Origin of the sequence: Sphingomonas sp. Sph1(2015), from assembly GCF_001970915.1 — a bacterium.
Lineage (GTDB): Bacteria > Pseudomonadota > Alphaproteobacteria > Sphingomonadales > Sphingomonadaceae > Sphingomonas > Sphingomonas parapaucimobilis.
Map to the genome: position 1 here is coordinate 46,263 of NZ_MQUI01000006.1, position 15,986 is coordinate 62,248.

At 65.8% G+C, this 15,986-nt stretch carries 15 protein-coding genes and 1 tRNA gene; 4 read left to right on the top strand and 12 right to left on the bottom strand.

What is annotated here, in order from left to right:
* Position 1: 1 nt before the first annotated feature.
* Positions 2-1,756 (top strand): M1 family metallopeptidase, encoded by a 1,755-nt coding sequence (locus tag BSZ14_RS04155; RefSeq protein WP_241823627.1) that lies wholly within the window; start codon positions 2-4, stop codon positions 1,754-1,756.
* A gap of 159 nt (positions 1,757-1,915) precedes the next feature.
* On the opposite strand, the gene BSZ14_RS04160 is transcribed toward BSZ14_RS04155, so the two are convergent.
* The 6 genes from BSZ14_RS04160 to BSZ14_RS04185 all read right to left on the bottom strand — a co-directional run bounded on the left by BSZ14_RS04160 (position 1,916) and on the right by BSZ14_RS04185 (position 7,900).
* Positions 1,916-3,043 carry a calcium:proton antiporter gene (locus BSZ14_RS04160; protein ID WP_042489860.1) on the bottom strand — a complete coding sequence of 376 codons (1,128 nt, stop codon included), beginning with the start codon at positions 3,041-3,043 and terminating at the stop codon, positions 1,916-1,918.
* 168 nt (positions 3,044-3,211) lie between these two features.
* Positions 3,212-3,910 (bottom strand): dihydrofolate reductase family protein, encoded by a 699-nt coding sequence (locus BSZ14_RS04165; RefSeq protein WP_076709939.1) that lies wholly within the window; start codon positions 3,908-3,910, stop codon positions 3,212-3,214.
* Positions 3,911-4,088: 178 nt separating this feature from the next.
* Positions 4,089-4,682, bottom strand: a complete 594-nt coding sequence (locus BSZ14_RS04170; protein ID WP_076709991.1) for a GNAT family N-acetyltransferase — start codon at positions 4,680-4,682, stop codon at positions 4,089-4,091.
* 74 nt (positions 4,683-4,756) lie between these two features.
* Entirely contained in the window at positions 4,757-6,028 is a 1,272-nt protein-coding gene (gene clpX, locus BSZ14_RS04175) for an ATP-dependent Clp protease ATP-binding subunit ClpX (RefSeq protein WP_042489865.1), read from the bottom strand.
* Positions 6,029-6,140: 112 nt separating this feature from the next.
* Positions 6,141-6,830 (bottom strand): ATP-dependent Clp endopeptidase proteolytic subunit ClpP, encoded by a 690-nt coding sequence (gene clpP / locus BSZ14_RS04180; protein ID WP_076709940.1) that lies wholly within the window; start codon positions 6,828-6,830, stop codon positions 6,141-6,143.
* A gap of 122 nt (positions 6,831-6,952) precedes the next feature.
* Entirely contained in the window at positions 6,953-7,900 is a 948-nt protein-coding gene (locus tag BSZ14_RS04185; RefSeq protein WP_445190533.1) for a glycosyltransferase family 2 protein, read from the bottom strand.
* 120 nt (positions 7,901-8,020) lie between these two features.
* Between BSZ14_RS04185 and BSZ14_RS04190 the strand changes: the two genes are divergently transcribed.
* Complete coding sequence (locus BSZ14_RS04190; RefSeq protein ID WP_206744326.1) at positions 8,021-9,427, top strand: hypothetical protein; 1,407 nt, start codon at positions 8,021-8,023, stop codon at positions 9,425-9,427.
* Between the two features lie 229 nt (positions 9,428-9,656).
* Here the strand turns inward: BSZ14_RS04190 and tig are convergent, their stop codons facing one another.
* Positions 9,657-11,303, bottom strand: coding sequence for a trigger factor (tig, locus tag BSZ14_RS04195; protein WP_076709942.1), 1,647 nt, complete (start codon positions 11,301-11,303; stop codon positions 9,657-9,659).
* A gap of 59 nt (positions 11,304-11,362) precedes the next feature.
* Positions 11,363-11,447 (bottom strand) — tRNA-Leu (locus BSZ14_RS04200).
* A 124-nt stretch (positions 11,448-11,571) separates the two neighbouring features.
* On the opposite strand from BSZ14_RS04200, the gene BSZ14_RS19845 reads away from it, so the two are divergent.
* Together BSZ14_RS19845 and BSZ14_RS04205 are read left to right on the top strand one after the other, a co-directional pair.
* Entirely contained in the window at positions 11,572-11,730 is a 159-nt protein-coding gene (locus BSZ14_RS19845; protein WP_167334720.1) for a hypothetical protein, read from the top strand.
* 12 nt (positions 11,731-11,742) lie between these two features.
* Complete coding sequence (locus BSZ14_RS04205) at positions 11,743-11,985, top strand: hypothetical protein (RefSeq protein ID WP_076709943.1); 243 nt, start codon at positions 11,743-11,745, stop codon at positions 11,983-11,985.
* A gap of 283 nt (positions 11,986-12,268) precedes the next feature.
* Here BSZ14_RS04205 and gatB read toward each other — a convergent pair whose 3' ends face one another.
* From gatB to gatC, 4 genes are read right to left on the bottom strand one after another with little or no spacing between them, the layout of a single operon-like run.
* Positions 12,269-13,750: an Asp-tRNA(Asn)/Glu-tRNA(Gln) amidotransferase subunit GatB gene (gatB, locus tag BSZ14_RS04210; RefSeq protein WP_042489874.1), complete on the bottom strand. Its 1,482-nt coding sequence runs from the start codon at positions 13,748-13,750 to the stop codon at positions 12,269-12,271.
* Positions 13,747-14,163, bottom strand: a complete 417-nt coding sequence (locus BSZ14_RS04215) for a hypothetical protein (protein ID WP_174435549.1) — start codon at positions 14,161-14,163, stop codon at positions 13,747-13,749. Before BSZ14_RS04215 ends, gatB begins: the two co-directional genes overlap by 4 nt.
* Positions 14,157-15,638 (bottom strand): Asp-tRNA(Asn)/Glu-tRNA(Gln) amidotransferase subunit GatA, encoded by a 1,482-nt coding sequence (gatA, locus tag BSZ14_RS04220; RefSeq protein ID WP_076709944.1) that lies wholly within the window; start codon positions 15,636-15,638, stop codon positions 14,157-14,159. Before gatA ends, BSZ14_RS04215 begins: the two co-directional genes overlap by 7 nt.
* Positions 15,638-15,925 (bottom strand): Asp-tRNA(Asn)/Glu-tRNA(Gln) amidotransferase subunit GatC, encoded by a 288-nt coding sequence (gatC, locus tag BSZ14_RS04225; protein WP_037568622.1) that lies wholly within the window; start codon positions 15,923-15,925, stop codon positions 15,638-15,640. Before gatC ends, gatA begins: the two co-directional genes overlap by 1 nt.
* Positions 15,926-15,986 lie beyond the last annotated feature (61 nt).

The following is a 15,986-nucleotide window of genomic DNA, read 5'->3' on the forward strand; positions in this document are numbered from 1 at the left end:
CATGGATCGTATACCGAACGCCGCACTCGCGCTGCTCGCCTCTTCGTTTCTCTGCGCCGCCCCGGCCATTGCCCAGACGGCCAAGGCGCTTCCGGGCAAGGGTGAGCCGCCGCTGACCGCGCAGACCATGATCTCCGGGGGGGTGCGTCCGCCCGAACAGCGCGCCGTCCGCTTCGACCGCGCCGACCTGTCGTTCGAGGTGCTGCCCGATACACGGGAGTTGAACGGCATCGCGGTGCTGGACTTTACCGCAACGGCGCCGCTGGCACGGCTGGTGATCGATCTCGACAAGAACCTGCCGGTCAAGGCGATCGCGATCGACGGCAAGCCGCTGTCGCCCGCACGGTGGAGCAATCCGCAAGGGCAGCTGGTCATCACCCTGCCCCGCCCGCTCAAGGCCGGGCAAAAGGTGAGCGCGAAGATCACCTATGGCGGCACGCCGCATGTCGCGGTGCGTGCGCCCTGGGATACCGGCGTCGTCTGGGCCAGGACGCCGGACGGCCGTCCCTGGTTCGCGACCACGACGCAAGGCTATGGCTGCGACCTGTTCTGGCCGTGCCTCGACTATCCGATGGGCGAGCCGGGGGTGGTGACGCTGCACATCACGGTCCCCAAGGGGTTGAAGGCCCCCTCCAACGGCGTGCTGCTGGGTGTCGATACACTGCCCGACGGGCGCACCCGCTGGAACTGGCGGACCAAGCATCCCAACACCTATGCCATCGCGCTGAACGTCGGCCCCTATGAGGTGGTCGAGGGCAAGTATAAGAGCCGCTTCGGCAACACGATCCCGATGTTCTACTGGTATCTGCCCGGCGAGAAGGAAAAGGCGGAAGGCCTGTTCGCCGAGTTCGCGCCGACGCTGGACTTCTTCGAATCGACGGTCGGCCCCTTCCCCTTCGGCGACGAGAAGCTGGGCGTGGTCGAAACCCCGCACAAGGGCATGGAGCACCAGACGATCAACGCGTACGGCAATGAGTACGCCAAGGCACCGGAAGGGTTCGACTGGCTGTTCCAGCATGAGTTCAGCCATGAATGGTTCGGCAACCAGCTGACCAATGTCGACTGGGACGATTTCTGGCTGCACGAAGGCTATGGCAGCTATATGCAGCCCAGCTACGGCCGCTGGCGCGAGGGCGAGGCCCGCTACGCGGTGATGATGGACGCGCAGCGCGGGCAGATCGCCAACAAGGCCCCCATCGTCCACGACCGCAGCATGACCGAGCAGGATGTCTATGAAGAGGCCAAGGGCGGCCCCGGCCTGGACATCTATATGAAGGGGTCGTGGATGCTCCACACCCTGCGCAATCTGATCGGAGACAAGGCGTTCTGGGACGTGACGCGGCTGGCGGTCTATGGCCGTACCGATCCGAAGCCGGGCAATTTCGCGCCCCGTTATGGCTCGACGAAAGAATATGAGGGGTTCGTCCGACAGGTCACGGGCAAGGATTATGGCTGGTTCTTCAACGTCTATCTGCGCCAGGCGGCGCTGCCCGAGATCGTCGAGACGCGGGTCGGCGACCAGCTGACCCTGACATGGAAGGTGCCGGGCGGCGGCCCCTTCCCGCTGCCGGTCGAGGTGCAGGTGGGCGATAAGATCGAGACCCTGCCGATGACCGACGGATCGGGCACGCTGACTGCTCCGGCCGATGCGCATGTGGTCATCGACCCCTGGGCGAAGGTGCTGAAGCGCTCGGTGGCGATCGAACAGTTCCGGGCGTGGAAAGCGGAGCAGATGGCGAAGAAGAAGCCCAATTAACGGCCATCCCATTCCCTACCTCCGTTCGCACTGAGCGAAGTCGAAGTGCACGCCCAGACCACTGGTCTTGGCGGCGTTCATCTCGTGGCCTTCGACTTCGCTCAGGCTGAACGGAGGGTGGGGTCCGGATAACCGGTATCTGCCGAACGGAGCGAGGTCTTACGGCACCACCGTCACGAACAGGTACGCGGCGAAGATCACCAGATGGACCGCGCCGCCCAGCACGGTCGTCCGGCCATTGCCGAGCGTCAGCGTGATGGTGAACAGCGACAGGACCAGCAGGATCATCTGCTTGGCCCCGATCCCCAGCGCCAGCGGCAGGCCGAGCATCAGCGACACGATCGCCACCGCCGGAATGGTCAGCCCGATCGTCGCGAGCGCCGAGCCGAGTGCGAGGTTGAGGCTGGTCTGGAGCCGGTTGCGCTTGGCCGCGCGGTACGCCGCCAGGCTCTCCGGCGCGAGGACCAGCGCGGCGATCACCACCCCGACGATCGCGAGCGGCAACCCCGCCCCCAGGATCGCCGCCTCGACGATCCCCGACAGCCCCTTGGCCAGCAACACCACCCCGACCAGCGCGACCAGCAGCATCCCCAGCGCCGCCCAGGCCGCCGCATTGCTCGGCGGCTCTGCATGGGCGTCGGCGGGCATATCCTCATCGGCGGGCAGGAAATAGTCGCGGTGGCGCACCGTCTGCACCATGACGAACGTGCCGTAGAGGATGACGCTGACGATCGCGACGAAGATCAGCTGCGACGTCGCATAGGTCGGCCCCGGTGCGGACGAGACGTAATTGGGCAGTACCAGCGACAGCACCACCATCGCGGTCAGCACATTGAGCGACGAACTCGCACCCCGCAGTGAAAAGCGCTGTTCGCCATGCTGGAATCCCCCGGCCAGCAGGCACAGCCCGACGATACCGTTCAGGATGATCATGATCGCCGCGAACACCGTGTCACGCGCGAGACTCGAGGCGTCGCCCGCGTCGGACAGCATCAGGCTGACGATCAGCGACACCTCGATCACCGTGACCGCAACCGCCAGGACCAATGTGCCGAAGGGCTCGCCGACCCGGTGGGCGACGACCTCCGCCTGATGCACCGCCGACAATACGCAGCCGAACAGGATGATCGCCGCCGCCACGACTCCGGCCGTGCCCATCCCGTAGAGCGATACCGCGATGGCGAGCAGCCCCAGGATCGGGAACACCAGGGTCCACCACGGCATCAACAGGCGCTGGAGCAGCGCGCGCTTCTGTCCGGCGGTCACGATGGCGTCGGTGTCGCTCATGGCTGGTCTGGTTTCCTTGTCATGACATGGAATGATGACATCCCTGTCATGCCAATGCGCCAAACGCCCTGTTGGCTCCCGAAGCGCTCAAATTCGTTGCGAACGGGGAATAACCACCCGCCCCCTCCCCCGCTGGCGGTGGCAGTAGGGGTGAGAACAAGAGGTGGCTTAGCCCGCCTCGTTCTCCACCCGATACCGGAGCCAAAGCTCGCCACCCGCCAGCACCTCGTGATGCGTCAGGATCAGCCCGGTCAGGGGCGCAGCCCTGTCCGCATCCTCCTCGCCCGAATGAAACAGGCTGGGCGCGCCCGCTGCATCGTCGATCGCGGGGCAGAGCGCCATGCTGATCTCATCGATCAAGCCGGCGCGCAGGAATTCGCCATTGGCCGTGCCGCCGCCTTCGACCAGGAGCGTCTCGACGCCCAGCTCGCGATTCAGGATTTCGGGTACGACGCGCAGGTCGATCGCGTCCGGTCCGGCAAAGATATAGGACACGCCATCGCTCCGAAGACCGGCAAGATGCGAGTCCGACACCGCCTCGGCCAGAACGACGACGATCGGATCGCCGCCGATATCGCCCCGGCCCCAGGCGATCTTGCCCTGCTCGTCCAGCACAACGCCGAATGCGTCGGCCTCACGACGCGCGAACCAGTTTTCGCGCGGGAAGGTTTCTTCCGTTTCGGGATAGCGATCGCCCTTGGCGAATTCCTGCCCGGTCACGCGCCCGACGATCCAGGCGTCCCCGCCGATCCGGTCGTGCAGATCCTCGAACAGATCGCCGGGCTTGTAGCTCTCGGGCCGCCAACGGCTTTGCAGGATACGCCCGTCCAGGCTGCAAATCATGTGACAGATCATATGGGGCTTCATCGCTGCGTCTCCTGTTCGGAGCGGCAACGCGTGGGATGAAGCCAATATCCTCCCCGGCACGGGGAGGTGGCAGCGCTTGAGCGCTGACGGAGGGGGGCTTGCCTCATAGGACATTCCCAGCCGCACGCCCCCTCCACCATCGCTATGCGATGGTCCCCCCTCCCCGTACCGGGGAGGATCAGCCGCCGACCGGCCGGATCATCGACCAGAAGCGCGGACCGCCGCCGGGCACCGACCATTCGCCGGTCAGTTCGAACCCCAGCCGCGCATAAAGCCCGACATTGCCCTCGGTCGCCGTCTCCAGATAGGCGGGCATAGCGTCCGCATCGCACCGGGCCAGCCCCGCCCGGATGATCGACGCGCCGCCCAGCCCGCGCCCCTGCCGCGCCGGATCGACACCGGCAATGTGCAGATACCAGAAGGGTTTGTTCGGAAACTGCGCCTTGATCGCATCGCCGAGTCGCATGGCGCGCGGCAGCGACGCCCCCAGGGCATGCAATACCGGGATCAGCCGCCGGATATAAGCTGCCATAGGCACATGCGCCTGTCCCGGCGACCGCCAGAAGGTCCCGGCATCGGCATCCTGGCTGACCAGCCGCATTCCTGTCGCATCGCTGTCGAACAGCAGCGCGAACAGGCGCGGCAGCCGTTTCGCCCGGTCGGCGTCATCGGGGAAGATGTAGGACATGGCCGGATCGTCGGCAAAGGCGCGGCCCAGCATCGTCGCCACCGCCGCACGGTCGGCCGCCCCCGCCTCACGGATCGTCACCATCGCATTCCTCATGTAGAAACGGGCGCCTCCCAAGGGGAAGCGCCCGCCATCCATTCACAACGTCGCGAAGCCGATCAGGCCGCCGCGCCGTCCGTCTTCTTGGCCTTTTCGGCATAGACGCGGATCGGTTCCTTGCGGCCCTCGACCACGTCCTTGTCGACCATCACCTCGTCGACGCCGTCCATGCCGGGCAGGTCGAACATGGTGTCGAGCAATATGCCCTCCAGGATCGAGCGAAGCCCGCGTGCACCGGTCTTGCGCTCGATCGCCTTCTTGGCGACCGTGGTCAGCGCATCGTCGGTGAAGTCGAGTTCGACATTCTCCATCTCGAACAGCTTCTGATACTGTTTGACCAGCGCGTTCTTCGGCTCGGACAGGATTTTCACCAGCGCCGCGATGTCGAGGTCTTCCAGCGTCGCGATGACCGGCAGACGGCCGACGAATTCGGGAATCAGGCCGAACTTGAGCAGATCCTCCGGCTCGGTCTGGCGCAGATATTCACCCGTGCGCTTTTCCTCCGGCGCGGCGACATAGGCACCGAAGCCGATCGACTTGCCCTGCAGACGGTCGCCGATGATCTTTTCCAGACCCGCAAACGCGCCGCCGCAGATGAACAGGATGTTCGTCGTGTCGACCTGCAGGAATTCCTGCTGCGGATGCTTGCGGCCACCCTGCGGCGGAACGCTGGCGGTGGTACCTTCCATCAGCTTCAGGAGCGCCTGCTGAACGCCCTCGCCCGACACGTCGCGGGTGATCGAGGGATTCTCGGCCTTGCGGCTGATCTTGTCGATCTCGTCGATATAGACGATGCCGCGCTGCGCCCGCTCGACATTATAGTCCGACGCCTGGAGCAGCTTCAGGATGATGTTCTCGACATCCTCGCCGACATAACCGGCCTCGGTCAGCGTCGTCGCGTCCGCCATGGTGAATGGCACGTCGAGGATGCGCGCCAGCGTCTGCGCCAGCAGCGTCTTGCCGCAGCCGGTCGGCCCGACGAGCAGGATATTCGACTTGGCGAGTTCGACGTCGGCACCCTTCGCGCCATGGTTCAGACGCTTGTAATGGTTATGCACCGCGACCGACAGGACACGCTTGGCCTGCTTCTGCCCGATGACATAGTCGTCGAGCACGTTGCAGATTTCCTGCGGCGTCGGCACGCCACCATCCTTCTTGGAAACCAGCGCGGACTTGGTCTCCTCCCGGATGATGTCGTTGCACAGCTCCACGCACTCGTCGCAAATGAAGACGGTCGGCCCCGCGATCAGCTTGCGCACCTCGTGCTGCGACTTGCCGCAGAACGAGCAATAGAGGGTGCTTTTCGAGTTGCCACCGCTCACCTTGTCCATCAATCACCTCTCGCACCATTGAAGCGGTGCGCTACCGTTGCCGGGGTGCGCATCGTACCGCACCCCTATAAAGTCACAATCGAAATAAACCGTTCACGGTGAACGATCCGCCTTATGCGGCGGCCGTTGCGTCGTCGGCCGGGGTCGGACGCTTGTCGAACACCTGGTCGATCAGGCCGAATTCCTTGGCTTCCTCGGCGCTCATGAACTTGTCGCGGTCCATCGCGCGCTCAATCTCTTCCAGCGGCTTGCCGGTGTACTTGGCGTACAGCGTGTTCAGGAAGTGCCGCATGCGCAGGATTTCGCGCGCCTGGATCTCGATATCGGCCGCCATGCCCTGCGCCCCGCCCGAGGGCTGGTGGATCATGATGCGGCTGTTCGTGGTTGCGACGCGCATGCCCGGCTCACCCGCCGACAGCAGGAAGCTGCCCATCGAGGCGGCCTGGCCGATGCACAGCGTGCCGACGCGCGGCCGGATATACTGCATCGTGTCATGGATCGCCATGCCCGCCGTGACGACACCGCCCGGCGAGTTGATGTACATGTAGATGTCCTTCTTCGGATTTTCCGACTCAAGGAACAGCAGCTGCGCGCAGATCAGCGAGGCCATGCCGTCCTCGACACCGCCGGTGACGAAGATGATGCGCTCGCGAAGCAGGCGGCTGAAGATATCGAACGACCGTTCGCCGCGGTTCGATTGTTCGATGACGATCGGAACCAGCCCGGCCTGCGTCTGCCGCAGCCCGACGCCAGCCATAGCCAGCGGGCTCGCGAAATCGCCGGTCTCGAACGGATTGTGCATGGAAATCTCTCTTATGCCCAGAAGAGCCCCTATGTCGCGTGATGCCCGCGCATATTCAAGCCCCGGCAGCCTCCAAGGATGCTGCCGTGCAGCGTTTATGGCTTTCAGGCGTGAAAATCGGATTAGCGCGGGTTCCCCGGCGCGGGCAGCGCCAGATAGGCCAGCCGCCGCACCTCCTGCCGTCCGCGCACCACCGTATCGAGGATCAGCCCGGTAAAGACGTTGAGCGCAGCGAGCAGCATCAGCCCCGTCGACAGGATCGCGGTCGGGAAGCGTGGCACCTGATGCGTGTCGAGATAGGTCAGGATCAGCGGCACGGCGAGCAGGATGGCGAGCGCGGCGAAAAGCCCTGCGACCGCGCCGAAGAACCACATCGGCCGCTCGATCCGGTACAGTTTCAGGATGGTGCGCAGGATGCGCCAGCCGTCCGAATAGGTGGACAGCTTCGACGCCGAGCCCTCTGGCCGTGCATAATAAGGCGTGGCGATTTCAGCGCAGGGCATCTTCAGCTCCAGCGCATGGACGCTGATCTCGGTCTCGATCTCGAAGCCGACCGACAGAACCGGGAAGCTCTTGACGAAGCGGCGTGAAAATACGCGGTAGCCCGACAGGATATCGGTAAAACTCCGCCCGAACAGCTTGGCGAGCATGCCGGTCAGCATCGCATTGCCGAAGCGGTGCCCGCGGCGATAGGCGAGTTCGGCCTCGCTCACCCGCTGGCCGACAACCATGTCGAGCTGCTCGTCGACCATGCGCGCGACCAGATCGGGGGCGGAGGCGGCGTCATAGGTCGCGTCGCCGTCCGCCATAACATAGATATCGGCGTCGATATCGGCGAACATGCGCCGCACCACCGCGCCCTTGCCCTGGATACGCTCCGACCGGACGACGGCCCCCGCCGCCCGCGCGACCTCGACCGTGCGGTCCTTGCTGTTATTGTCATAGACATAGATGGTCGCAGTCGGCAGCGCCTCGCGGAAGCCCGCGATCGTCTGAGCGATCGCCGCTTCCTCGTTATAGCATGGCAACAGCACCGCAATGCTTGGCGCGGCCCCCTGATAGTCCATCATTCTTCCCTCGTGCGGCCGTATGGTCAGCCGAAGCGATGCCCCTTATGGCGGATCGCGACCTAAAGCGAGACGGCGGCCGTCAGGCTTGCCCCCGGATCGGCCATATCCCTAAGCTGCGCCATGAACGAGTCAAAGCCGGATCGACGGCGCCCCGGAATATCATGGCGGATGACGCCTGCGGTCGTGCTGGGGGCGGCGATCCTGTCCTGGGTCGCGGTCGCCAACGGCTTCCCGTTGGTCTTCGCCGATTCGGGCACCTATTTGCGGATACCGCTCGACCTCTTCTACCCGACCGATCGGCCGCCCGTTTACGGCCTCGCGATCGGATTGCCTTTGTGGCTCACGGGGGTCTGGGGGATCGTCGCGGTTCAGGCGATCGGCAGCGTGCTGATCATCGCGATGACGCTGGCCATCGGTGGCGGCCGCCTCAACGCGCAGAATCTGGTCGTGACCTGCGCCCTTCTGGCCCTGGGGAGCAGCCTGCCCTGGTTCGTCGGCCAGATCATGCCCGACATCGCCACCGGCTTCGTGCCGCTGGTCCTGTTCGCGCTGCTCGCCCGCCCTTCCGATACGCCGCTATGGCAGCGCGTCGGACTGGCCGCCGTGCTGGCGCTGCTGATCGCGGTGCATCTCAGCCATGTGCTGTTGGCGGCGGGGCTTCTGGGGCTGGCGGCGGTCGCCATGCTGATAAGCGGCACGGGGTGGCGCGAGACGATCCGGCGATCCCTGCCCGCCGCGCTGGCCATCGCCCTGACGCTGATGGGTCTGAGCGGCCTGAACCGGGTGGCGGGGTATGAGTTCAGGCCCGCTTTGTCGTCCGACACCTTCCTGCTCGCACGCCTCTTTGACGGACATGTGGCGCAACCGACGCTGGCGCGGCTCTGTCGCGAACGGGCGCTTGCCCATTGCTCCGTGCGGCCGCTGGTCGACGACCCGTCGATCGCCAAGCCGGGTCAGGCCTATCTCTGGGACCAGCGCTCACCGATTGGCGCGATGCTCCATCACGACCGGGCAGGCGCGGTCGCCGAACAGCGGACAATCATTCGCAGGGTCCTGCACGACGATCCCGGCGGCTTCGCGGCATTGGCGTGGCGGGGGTTTGCCGAGCAACTGGTGACCGTTCGCAAGGGCGTGCTGCCGCCCTATGCCGCCGACATGCAGATTGCCCACATCCTGAAAGCCCGACTGCCGGATGCCTGCCGGGCGTTTGCGGTGTCGCGGCAACAGCGCGGGGCGCTCGATCCGCTGAAATTCGTACCCGACGTCGCGGTGGCGATGGCCGTCGTCCTGCTGCTGCCCCTGATGCTCGTCTGGGCGATACGCCGTCGGCGGTGGCGGCTGCTGGGTCTGGCGGGGCTGGTCGTTGCGACGCTCCTGCTCAACGCGGCCATCACCGGCGATCTGTCCGGCCCCGATGATCGTTACCAGAGCCGGGTGCTGTGGCTGCTGCCGCTGCTCGCCGCCTGTTTCGTCATCGCCGCTGCTCGACGCCCGATTCTTGACCGTGATGATATTGCCTTGAACTAACGCGAGCCCCTCCCCTGAAGGGGAGGGGTTGGGGTGGGGGTGGGGCCTCGCCACAAGCGCGGAATTCGTGGAGGCGCCCCACCCCCGCCCCCTCCCCTGAAGGGGAGGGGTAAGTCCATATCGTATCATCTTATTTTAAAAGCACGGCGGACCTGAACGACAAAAGGGCGACCGCTTGCGCGGCCGCCCTCTTTATCAATCGGTGGGCCGAAGCCCGCGCAGGCCGTCCTTACTCGGTCGGCGCAGCCTTCTTGGCACGCGGCTTCTTGGCGGGCGCCTCGGCGGCGTCCGCTTCGCCTTCCGCCGGAGCAGCGGCCTTCTTGGCGCGCGGCTTCTTCGCGGGGGCTTCCTCGGCCGCTTCCGCTTCGTCCTCAGCCGGAGCCGCCTTCTTGGCGCGGGCAGGCTTCTTCTCGGCGTCGTCAGCGACCGCTTCCTCGGTCACGTCGGCATCGGCCTTCTTGGCCTTCGTCTTTGCGGGCTTCTTCTTGCCATGGTCATGATCATGGTCGTGGTCATGATTGTGGACGTGCGTGCCCGACGCGAAGCCATCCTCGCTCTCAATCGCGGCTTCCAGTTCCTCGCGCGTGGTCTCGCGGTCGGTGATCTCGGCCTTGCCGAACAGGAAGTCGACGACCTTGTCCTCATACAGGGGCGCGCGAAGCTGGGCGGCGGCCATCGGCTCCTGCTGGACATACTGGATGAAGCGCTGGCGATCTTCCGGGCCGTATTGCTGCGCGGCCTGGGCGATCAGGCGGTTCATTTCCTGCGCGGTCACTTCGACGCCGTTCGCCTGACCGATTTCCGAGAGAAGCAGGCCCAGACGGACGCGGCGCTCGGCGATCTTCTTATAATCGTCGCGCTCCTTTTCCATCTCGGCCTTGGCGGCCTCGGGGTCTTCCTCGTGCGTGGCTTCATGCTCGAGCTGCGCCCAGATCTGCGAAAACTCGGCCTCGACCATCGACGGCGGAACCTCAAAGTCGTGGCCATCGGCCAGCTGGTCGAGCAGCTTGCGCTTCATATAGGTGCGGGTCAGGCCGTTATGCTCCTGCTCGATCTGCCCCTTCAGCAGGCCGCGCAGCTGCTCCAGGCTTTCCAGGCCCAGATTCTTCGCCATCTCGTCGTCGACCTTGGCTTCGCCAGCGGTCTTCACCGACTTGATCGTCAGGTCGAAGGTCGCGGGCTGACCGGCCAGGTCCTTGGCGGGATAGTCCTCGGGGAAGGTGACCGAGATTTGCTTCTCTTCACCGGCCTTCACGCCGACCAGCTGCTCCTCGAAACCGGGGATCAGGCGACCGCCGCCGATCTCGACGGCCATGTCCTCGCCCGAGCCGCCCTCGAAGGCGACGCCATCGGCGGTCTTGCCGACAAAGTCGACGGTGACCTGATCGCCTTCCGCCGCGGCCTTGTCGGCCGCATCGTCCCAACGCTTCTGCTGGTCGGCGAACTTCTGAAGCTGCTCGTCCACCGCCTCGTCGGCGACCGGCACGGTCAGGCGCTCGAGCTTCAGCGCGTCGATCGCCGGGGTCGGGACGGTCGGCAGAACCTCGAGCGTGACGTTCAGCGTCGCGTCCTTGCCCTCTTCATACTCGCCGACCAGCTCGACCTGCGGCTGCATCGCGGGGCGCAGGTTCTTGTCGGCGATCAGCGACTGCACGCCTTCCTGCAGCGCGGTGTTCAGCGCGTCCTGGAGGAGCGCCGGGCCGTGCATCTTGCGAACCAGGTTCGCCGGGACCTTGCCGGGGCGGAAGCCGGGCATCTTCATCTGCGGAGCGATCCGCTTCAGCTCGGCATCGACCTTACCGTCGATGTCCTTGGCAGTGATGGTGAGCGTGTAGGCGCGCTTCAGCCCCTCGTTCAGCGTCTCGACAGTCTGCATCTAAAGGCCTTCAATCTGGAGAAATTCCGTGTGGCTGTCGCCCCGTTGTGACCGGGGACTGGTGCGGGCGAAGGGACTCGAACCCCCACATCTTACGATACTGGAACCTAAATCCAGCGCGTCTACCAGTTCCGCCACGCCCGCACGAGGACACCGCCGATGGGCGCGCGTCTATATCACCATGGGCGGCTTCGGCAAGGGACAACAGGCAACATCGGTGCGCGCAGTGCGTTTATGCCCTCCCCAGCCCCAGAAACGGAGAGCGATCATGGCTACTCAGCCCCCGCCCGAAAGCCCGCAGCCGACCCAACCGGCGCAACCCGACACGCCGCCGCCCGAAATCGTGCCGCCCGGCCCGGATATCGACCAGCCCGCCCCCGGCGTGGGTCCGGGCGATCCCGGCACCGCCCAGCCGCCCCAGATCTGAGAGGAGCCGATCATGGCGACCAACCTCGAAAACCATCCCGACAGCCCGCCCGGCGAAGCGCCGGAGAACAACCCGGACAGCCCGCCGCGCGAAGACCCGCGCAGCGATATCGAACAGGCTGTCGAGGCGCGTTCCGATGCGGTGAAGCGCGGTGAGGGTGGTGAGGAGCCGGTAACGTTTACCGATACCGGCGAGCATGACGGCGTCGGCGGGACCGGCGGCGTGGTGCGGAACCAGGATCTGGATGCGCAGTAATTGAGGGGGTAGTCTCGGTGAGACACCGTTGCCCTCCCCCGACCCCTCCCGCTTGCGGGAGGGGAGATGCGCGGGGTGAGGTGTGAGGGTTGCCGCAGACCGTTTGCTGAATCCAAAGCTCAGCTCACGATAGCGTAAACGGCCCGCCCAGAAGCACGCCCCTCCCGCAGGCGGGAGGGGATGGGGGAGGGAAAGCCACAGGCCACGTCCTCTGCGAGGCTCAATGCCCTCCCCCGGCCCCTCCCGCCTGCGGGAGGGGAGAAGGAGGGGGAGCGGCGCTAAATCACCCGGCCAGCGCCTTTTTCAACAGGTCGTTCACCACCGCCGGGTTGGCCTTGCCGCCCATCGCCTTCATCGTCTGCCCGACGAAGAACCCGAACAGCGCGTCCTTGCCCGCGCGGTACTGGCCCAACTGGTTGGGGTTCTTCTCCAGAACCTCGGCGATCACCGCCTCGATCGCGCCCGTGTCGCTGGTCTGCTTGAGGCCGCGCTCCTCGACGATCTTCGACGGACCATCGCCCGTCTCCAGCATGATCTCGAACACCTGCTTTGAGAGACTCCCCGACAGCGTGCCGTCGGCGACCAGCGCCAGCAATTCGGCGGCCTGGGCAGGCGACACCGGACTCTCGGTGATGTCCTTCCCCAGCCGGTTCAGCGCGCCGAACAGCTCGGCCGCGACCCAGTTCGCCGCCTGTGCGGGCTTGGCCTGCGAGCCTTCCAGCGCACCCAGCAGCGTATCGAACCAGCGCGCGGTTTCGACCTCGGCGGTCAGCACGCCCGCGTTATAGGCGGTCAGGCCCAGCGCCTCGTACCGGCGACGCTTGGCATCGGGCAGCTCGGGCAGGCTGGCGCGGCATTCCTCAAGGAACGCGTCGGTCAGCTCCAGCGGCAGCAGGTCGGGATCGGGGAAGTAGCGGTAATCATGCGCATCCTCCTTCGATCGCATCGAGCGGGTGGTGCCGCTCTCGACGTTGAACAGGCGGGTTTCCTGGACGATCTTGCCGCCGTCCTCCAGCACCGCGACCTGGCGCTTGGCCTCATATTCGATGGCTGCCATGACGAAGCGGACCGAGTTGACGTTCTTCGTCTCGGTCCGGGTGCCGAATTCGTCGCCGGGCTTGCGGACCGACACGTTCACGTCGGCGCGCATCGAGCCTTCTTCCATATTGCCGTCGCACGACCCGACATAGCGCAGGATCGCGCGCAGCTTGCGCAGATAAGCCCCTGCTTCTGCCGGAGAACGCATGTCGGGGCGGCTGACGATTTCCATCAGCGCGACGCCCGAGCGGTTGAGGTCGACATAGGAGCGCGTCGGATGCTGGTCGTGCATCAGCTTGCCCGCATCCTGCTCGACATGGATACGCTCGACGCCGATCGACTTGGTCGGGCCGTCGGGATTCTTTTCGTCCAGGCTGATCTCGATCGCGCCCTCACCCACCAGCGGGTGGTAGAGCTGGCTGATCTGATAACCCTGCGGAAGGTCGGCGTAGAAGTAGTTCTTCCGGTCGAAGCGCGACCATTTGTTGATCTGCGCATCGATGGCCATGCCGGTGCGCACCGCCTGGCGGATGCACTCCATGTTGGGCACGGGCAGCATGCCGGGCATCGCCGCGTCGACCAGCGAGACCTGGGTGTTCGGCTCCGCACCGAACGCGGTCGCCGCGCCGGAGAACAGCTTGGCGTTGGAAGTGACCTGGGCATGGACTTCCAGGCCGATCACGACCTCCCATTCCCCCGTCGCGCCCTGGATGCGATATTCGCTCATGTTCGATCTCGATGATGAAGATAGTTGATCGCCGTCAGGACGGCGTTGCTGCCCAGCAGGGCGACGATCCAGCAGGTCGACAGGATGCGCAGGACGGACGTCTCGAAACCGAGATGCCGCGCCTCGCGCAACCCGATATAGGCCGCGCCTGCGCCCAGCAGCAGGAACAGGACGCCCAGCCGCACCTCACCGCGCAGGATCACGCTGTTGCCGACGCACAGGCACAGGATGAAGCCCGCCACGCCCAGAAAGAAGCGCGCCAGCGTGTGATGGTCGAAGGGCTGGCTTTCCATATGGTTCAGCGACACGCCGACATAGGCGCTGAGGATTGCCCCGAACGCGACGTTCAGGGCGCCCTGCGCCTCCCGCAACACGGCGATGTTGCGGGCCGAAAAGGCGCGGTCGCTTACCACCAGGCCTGCGGACGGGCAGTGAAGCCCGCGCGCTGCTCGATGGCGAGCCCGGCGTTCAGCACGCCCTGCTCGTCCAGCGGCTTGCCGATGATCTGAAGGCCGAGCGGCAGCCCGTCCTTGTCCAGCCCGCCCGGCACCGACATGGCGGGCAGCCCGGCCAGCGAGGCGGGCACCGTGAACACGTCGTTGAGGTACATGGCCAGCGGATCGGCCTGCTTCTCGCCCAGCGCGAACGCCGCCGAGGGCGCGGTCGGGGTGAGCAGCACGTCGCATTGCTCGAAGGCACGCTCGAAATCGCGGGCGATCAGCGTGCGGACCTTCTGCGCCTGGGTGTAATAGGCGTCGTAGAAGCCCGCCGACAGGACGTAGGTGCCGATCAGGATGCGACGCTTCACCTCGTCGCCGAACCCGGCGGCGCGGGTCGCGGCATACATGTCCTGCAGGCCCGCCCCTTCGGGCAGGTCGCGCAGGCCGTACCGCACGCCGTCATAGCGGGCGAGGTTGGACGACGCCTCGGCAGGCGCGATGATGTAGTAAGCGGGCAGCGCATATTTGGTGTGCGGCAGCGAGACCTCGACGATCTCCGCGCCCGCATCGCGCATCCAGGCGATGCCCTGCTGCCACAACGCCTCGATCTCGGCGGGCATACCGTCGACGCGGTATTCCTTGGGCACGCCGACACGCTTGCCCTTCAGGTCCGCCGACAGCGCAGCTTCCCAGTTGGGCACGTCGAGCTTCAGCGAGGTCGCGTCCTTGGCGTCGAAACCCGCCATCGCCTCCAGCATGATCGCGCAGTCGCGCACATCGCGCGCCATCGGCCCCGCCTGGTCGAGCGAGGAGGCGAAGGCGATCGTGCCCCAGCGCGAACAGCGGCCATAGGTCGGCTTGATGCCCGAAATGCCGGTGAAGGCGGCGGGCTGGCGGATCGAGCCGCCGGTGTCGGTGCCGGTCGCGCCGGGAGCCAACCCCGCCGACACCGCCGTCGACGACCCGCCCGACGACCCGCCGGGGGCGAGCGGAGCGGTGTCGTTCGGGCGCCGCCAGGGCGAAATCACGTTACCGAACGCGCTGGTTTCGTTGGACGAGCCCATGGCGAACTGGTCGAGGTTCAGCTTGCCCAGCATCCCCGCGCCCGCATTCCACAGATTCTGCGACACCGTCGATTCGTAGGGCGGCACGAAGCCTTCCAGGATCTTGCTCGCCGCGGTGGTCGCGACGCCCTTGGTCGCGAACAGGTCCTTCATGCCGATCGGCACGCCCGCGAGCGGCTTGAGCGTCTCGCCAGCCGCAAGCGCGGCATCGGCCGCATCGGCGGCGGCCAGCGCATGGTCCGGGGTCTCGACCAGGAAGGCGTTGAGCGCCTTCGCGCCCGCGACCTTGGCGTTGAAGGCCTCGGCGACTTCGCGCGCCTTGAACTGGCCGTCGCGCACGCCGTCGCGGATGGCGGCGATGCCGAGTGTGGTGAGATCAGTCATTATTCGATCACCTTGGGCACCGTGAAGAAGCCATGTTCGGCCTGCGGCGCATTCTGCATGAGGAGGTCGCGGATGCCGCCGTCATTGACGACGTCGTCGCGCAGGCGAAGCTGGTTGGGGATGACCGCGGTCATCGGCTCGACCCCTTGGGTGTCGACCTCGCCCAGCTGCTCGATCCAGCCCAGGATATTCCCAAGCTCGGGGGCGAGGCGCGTCGCGTCCTCCTCGGTGATCGCGATGCGGGCGAGGCTCGCGATCTTCTTCACGGTTGCGGTATCTACGGACATGGATTTGCGGCTAGCATCGCCGCGCGGCTTCGCGCAACGCTTTTGCCGCCTTGGCGATTGC